The organism is Segatella salivae DSM 15606, from assembly GCF_000185845.1.
GTDB lineage: Bacteria > Bacteroidota > Bacteroidia > Bacteroidales > Bacteroidaceae > Prevotella > Prevotella salivae.
Map to the genome: position 1 here is coordinate 1,127,663 of NZ_GL629647.1, position 5,922 is coordinate 1,133,584.

The 5,922-nt window shown below is 40.5% G+C and carries 5 protein-coding genes; all 5 read left to right on the forward strand.

All coding sequences use genetic code 11. From position 1 onward, the window contains the following. Positions 1-335 (forward strand): dihydroneopterin aldolase (gene folB / locus HMPREF9420_RS04670; protein ID WP_007134311.1); only part of this gene is annotated, 335 nt, incomplete at its 5' end. Positions 336-391: 56 nt separating this feature from the next. Beyond that, positions 392-1,654: an N-acetylmuramoyl-L-alanine amidase family protein gene (locus tag HMPREF9420_RS04675; RefSeq protein WP_007134312.1), complete on the forward strand. Its 1,263-nt coding sequence runs from the start codon at positions 392-394 to the stop codon at positions 1,652-1,654. Between the two features lie 84 nt (positions 1,655-1,738). Then, positions 1,739-2,638 carry an MlaD family protein gene (locus HMPREF9420_RS04680; protein WP_007134313.1) on the forward strand — a complete coding sequence of 300 codons (900 nt, stop codon included), beginning with the start codon at positions 1,739-1,741 and terminating at the stop codon, positions 2,636-2,638. A 367-nt stretch (positions 2,639-3,005) separates the two neighbouring features. Continuing rightward, positions 3,006-4,412 (forward strand): chromosomal replication initiator protein DnaA, encoded by a 1,407-nt coding sequence (gene dnaA / locus HMPREF9420_RS04685; RefSeq protein WP_007134314.1) that lies wholly within the window; start codon positions 3,006-3,008, stop codon positions 4,410-4,412. A 575-nt stretch (positions 4,413-4,987) separates the two neighbouring features. After that, positions 4,988-5,922, forward strand: a 935-nt coding sequence (locus HMPREF9420_RS04690; protein ID WP_007134315.1) for a phage integrase SAM-like domain-containing protein, incomplete at its 3' end; no start/stop codon positions are given.

Sequence of the window (5,922 nt, forward strand, 5' to 3'; positions counted from 1 at the left end):
ATGCTTTCCATGGTGTGATGCCGCAGGAACGTTTAACTGGGAATGATTATCGAATCGATTTAAAGATTAACTACCCGTTGGATGATGCCGTTGTTACAGACGAAGTAGAAGACACTTTGAACTATGCAACGGTTTATCAACTAACAAAACAGGAGATGAAAAAACCGAGTAAGCTCGTTGAAAACGTTGCTTATAGGATTGCAAAAAGCCTCGTTGACCACTTCCCTACTATCAAAGAAGTCTACATTAAAGTAGCCAAGTGTAACCCACCAATGGGAGCTGACACAGCAGGTGCAGGCGTAGAACTACACATAATAAACGAAAAAACTGAATGAAACTCAAGGTTTTATGATATTTTTTCATTAACTTTGTCACCCGATATAATGGTTTTATGCGTAGAAAGAAAGTATTCTTCCTGATAACTATGTTATTGTTTGCCGTACAACTCACGGCGGCAAATCGTAAGTTTACACTCGTAATAGATGCCGGACATGGTGGAACTGACCATGGTGCACCTGGTGCTTACTCCAAAGAAAAAGACTTAACACTCAAGTATGCGCTTGCTTTTGGGAAATATGTAGAAGACAATTGTCCCGATGTTAGAGTGATATATACACGCAAAACCGATGTTTTCGTGACCTTAGCTGGCCGTGCTGACATCGCAAATAAAGCCAATGCAGACCTCTTTTTATCGTTCCATATCAATGCCGTTACAGGCTCTCGAGCTGCTCGTGGCTTTCAAAGTTGGACATTAGGTCGTGGAGAACACTCAGGGGATCGAGGCATAAAAGCCAACCTTGATGTAGCAAAACGCGAGAACTCTGTAATGTACTTAGAGAAAGATTACAAAACCGTTTATAAAGGTTTTGATACAAACTCGGCAGAAAGCGATATCATGTATGAGTTTATTGCGGATAAAAACAGAGAGAAAAGTGTTGAACTTTCCCGCCTACTTCAACAGTATGTGTGTGCCTCAACGGGTCGATCTAATGGCGGATCTCACCAAAACAATCTTGCCGTTCTACGCTTAACATCAATGCCAAGCTGTCTTTTGGAGTTGGGATTCATATCTACTCCCGACGAAGAAGACTTCTTAAATAATGATTCTTCAGTAGCCTTGTATGTGAAAGGCGTATTTAATGCCTTCATGAAATACAGGCAACGCTACGATAACGACTTTAGCGTTCCGTTCAAACCCGTAAAAGAAGAGGTTACTATTCCACAGATTGTACCTACAGACTACCAAGGTTCGACTACGGAAAAGCCGGCAAAACGCAAGAAGCAACGACGTGTAGAAGTCAAGTCGGAAGAGGCAAACAACAACACCGATAAAGTTGAACAGCCACGCAAGGAAACTGCAAGCGCTGTACCAAATAAGCAAGAAAAGGATAAGCCTGTATTCAAAATACAACTCTTTACCAGTCCAACCATCTTGAAAAATGACGATAAATACTTCAAAGGTTTGACGAATATTGAGTCGTATAAAGAAGGTATTTACAAATACACTTACGGCGCTTCAACTAATTATAACGAGATTTTCAGACTACGAAAACAAATACTTGACAAGTTCCCCGATGCCTTTATTGTCGCTTTTAAGAATGGAAACAAAATGGATATCAACGCAGCTATCAAGGAATTTAAGCAGAGAAGATAACAGCATTTCGTAGAAATAACAGCATCTCTCAATTGAAAAGATAACGCTATTCAACGCATAAAGTAAAAAAGTTAAGATTAAAATATGAAACTAACAAAGGAAATCAAGATTGCACTGGTAGCCATAGTAGGTATCCTTGTGCTCTTTTTTGGACTCGAGTTCCTAAAGGGAATGTCGCTATTCTCTAACGATAATACTTATTATGTGTCGTTTAAGGACATCAGTGGACTATCTTCTTCCAACCCCATCTATGCCGATGGATACAAAGTTGGCGTTGTAAAGCATATCCAATATGACTATGATCGTGGCGGAGATATACTCGTTCAGATTGATGTTAACAAGGATCTTCGCATACCAAAAGGTAGTTCTGCCGAGATAGAAAGCGACATTATGGGCAACGTTAAGATGAATTTGCTCTTGGCAAATAACCCTCGTGAGCGTGTAAATCCAGGCGAAACTATCATTGGTGCAAAGAATAATGGTCTCATGGGTAAAGTCGCAAGACTCCTCCCTTCAGTAGAAGTGATGCTGCCAAAGCTTGATAGTATTCTTACGAATCTCAATGCTTTACTCGCCGATCCGGCTTTAGCGAACTCATTACACAATATAGAAGGCATCACAAACAACCTCAATACATCGAGTAAACAGCTAAATGTTCTCATGGCAAGTCTTAACAAAAATGTTCCTCAAATGATGCATAAGGCGAATAGTACGCTATCAAACACCGACAGACTTACAGCCAATTTAGCTCGTCTTGACGTGGCAAATACACTCGCACAAGTAGACCAAACAATCGCCAATCTCAAAGGATTCACAAACCAGCTCAATAGTCGTGAGGGTTCATTGGGACTGCTTATGCACGATGCATCCTTGTATAACAACCTCAACAAAACCATGCAGTCAGCCGACTCTTTGTTGATTAACGTGCGTCAACATCCAAAGCGTTACGTTCATTTCTCACTCTTTGGAAGGAAAGATAAATAAAAGATTGCAGATTAAATAAAAAGCATCTAAATTATAAACACAAATGTTTCACGGCTTCTGATAACACTCAGGGGCCGTTTTATTATGCCATTTTTTGTCGCCTTTAATCACGTTTCACATCACAAGATAAAGCTACTTAGAAAACGATATAACACATTTAGAATCAGAATCTTATAATCTTGCAAACGTAAAATGCATTGAATCATCCCGCGAAACCTATAACTTCGCATATATGAATGAGTTAACCAAGCTTATCAAAAAACATTCATGAGATAGATTTGCCTATCTGATATTCTTTTATTAACTTTGCAGTCACGACGCAATAAAAGGTCGAAAGACATACATTATTATATATACTAAATCACAAATGAAAGTGAGTCCTGATAGCAGTTGGGGCAAAGCAGTTGCGCTCATCAAGCAAAACGTTACGCAACAGCAGTTTGAAACATGGTTCAAACCTATCGTTTTTGAACATTACGACAAGGAAAAGAAGACCATCTTAGTTCAAGTTCCCAGCTTGTTTGTTTATGAGTACTTGGAAGAAAACTTCTTAGCATTGCTCAAAACGGTTCTCTATCGCACGTTTGGCGAAGGAGCTCAACTCACGTATCGTGTCGTAACAGATAAAGAACACAAACTAACTCAGGACTTAGAAGCCGATGGTGACGACGCTGAACCAAGCAAAAAACAGCAAGAAGCAAAGCTTTCTCCGTCGTCAAAAGACGATACTCAGGTCGCAGATATAGACACTCAACTCGATCCTCACCTTAATTTCAAGAACTATGTTGAGGGAACCAGCAACAAACTTGCACGCAGTTTAGGACTCTCTATCGCTGAACATCCGGCACAACCGCAGTTCAATCCTATGTTCATCTATGGCCCATCGGGATGTGGAAAAACGCATCTCATCAATGCCATTGGCCTTCGTTGCAAACAGCTTTACCCTGAAAAGCGCGTACTTTACATAAGCGCGAGGCTCTTTCAAACGCAATTTGTCGACGCCAACTTCCATGGATCAATCAACGATTTCATTCGATTCTACCAAACAATCGACATGCTTATTGTTGACGATATACAGGAATGGGTCAATGCAACGAAGACACAAGACACCTTCTTTCACATCTTTAATCACCTCTTCCGCAACGGAAAACGAATGCTTTTGGCCAGCGACAGACCGCCTGTTGACTTAAAAGGCATGAACGAACGACTCTTAACACGATTCTCTTGCGGTTTGATTGCCGAACTTGAAAAGCCAAATGTCGAACTATGTACAGACATTTTAAAGAGTAAAATACGTCGAGACGGCCTGCATATTCCCGATGAAGTAATTCAGTTTATCGCTTCAACTGCTAACGGAAGTGTGCGTGATCTTGAAGGCGTTATCAACTCGTTGCTGGCTTATAGCGTTGTATATAACAGCGATATTGACATGCGTTTGGCTGAAAGAGTTATCAAACGGGCTGTTAAAATCGATGATAACCCGCTCACAGTTGACGAGATTCTCGACACGGTTTGCAATCATTTCAGCGTCACACAAACTGCCGTGAATAGCAAAAGTCGTAAGCGTGACCTTGTCACAGCACGCCAAGTAACGATGTATTTGGCTCAGAAATATACAAAAATGCCGGCTGCTCGCATCGGAAGATTAGTCGGAAATCGCGATCATTCCACGGTAATTCATAGCTGCACGCAAGTAGAAAACCGATTGAAAATAGACAATACATTCAAAGAAGAGATTAATTCCATCGAGACTTCTTTTAAACTTAAGGCGTAAAAATTAGGCATTTCAAAACAGAAAGGCATTGAATCATCATGCTGAAATCCCTTGTCTTCAATAGTCTTATTTATATAAATCAGAAGAAACTTTGGCTTCTTTAGCCAGAGTTTCTTTGGTTATCATATCGTGAAATAAAATAAATTGTATCATGAAATATATGATTCAAAAACACAACTCGTAGCAAGTCGCCCCACTACCGAATGCAAACGCTCTTGCAATTAGACTCATTTTATGCGATGAAATGACGCAAATTACACGATAAAATGACGCATTTCGAATGGTAACTAATCAAGGAAAATGAAGAATTATCGTATAATGCGAAAACTATCTGATAATGAGTGAGAAATGGAGTTAACTGTATAGAAGTGCGCTGATTGAAAAGAGCAGAAATATGTAGATTTGTGCAGAAGTTCAGTTACTAAATCATTACCCATATTGGGAATAGGTAACGAAATGCAGATGTAGGTAACTGAAATTATTTCTCTCGTGTGCCTGTTGCTTCGGTCGGCAGTTTTCTGCATAAGTGAGGAACGCTTTAATTCGGGTAACTTTGCCCATAAAGATTAAAGCGTATGAAAACAGAAAAGATGAAGGTGTTGCTCTACCTCAAAAAGAGCGGAAAGGATAAGCAGGGTAAAGCTCCCATTATGGGACGTATCACACTTGGAAGGAGTATAGCACAGTTTAGTTGCAAGCTATCTTGCGATATAGATTTGTGGAGTCCTCGCGAGAGTAGAATGAGGGGCAAGAGCCGTGAGGCGGTGGAAGTGAACGAAAAGCTGGATAGTTTAGTACTTTCCATTCAGTCCGCTTATCAAACATTGCTGTCCAAAGGACAGGCATTTACTGCCACGGACATCAAGGAGCAGTTTCAAGGGAGCGTACAATCTCGGTGTATGCTTATAGAACGCCTTGATAGGCTTATCAGGGAGAAAGAAGAATACGTTGGAATAGATATTAAGAAAGATACGCTATCTAATTATCACTCTACACGAGGCAATCTTCGCACATTCATCGAAGAGAAATATAAGGTGGAGGATTTAGCTTTCTCACAACTATCTGAAAACTTTATTTATGATTTTAGAGATTTTTTCTTGGGGACATTAGGTTTTCAAGAGAGCAGTTTCTATGGTGCCGCTTCCCAAATAAAGACCGTATGTAGGTTGGCATACCGTGAGGGATTGGCTGACACCTTGTTGTTTGCTAATGCAAAAATAGCAAGAGGAGATAAGAAGCTACCAAAAGCTCTTGACAGGTGTTCGCTTGACAAACTAATGAAGATACAGTTTGAAGAGTTAGAGGAGGAAATGGAAACCGCAAGGGACTTGTTTGTCTTCGCCTGCCATACGGGTGCAGCCTATTGCGATTTGATGGAGTTAAGCAGATCGCATCTTGTCCGTGATGATGAGGGAAGTCTTTGGCTGAAGTTCAACAGGCAGAAGACAGGTGTACTTTGCCGTATCAAGTTGTTGCCCGAAGCCATCAGGATAATAGAGAAGTACAAGAA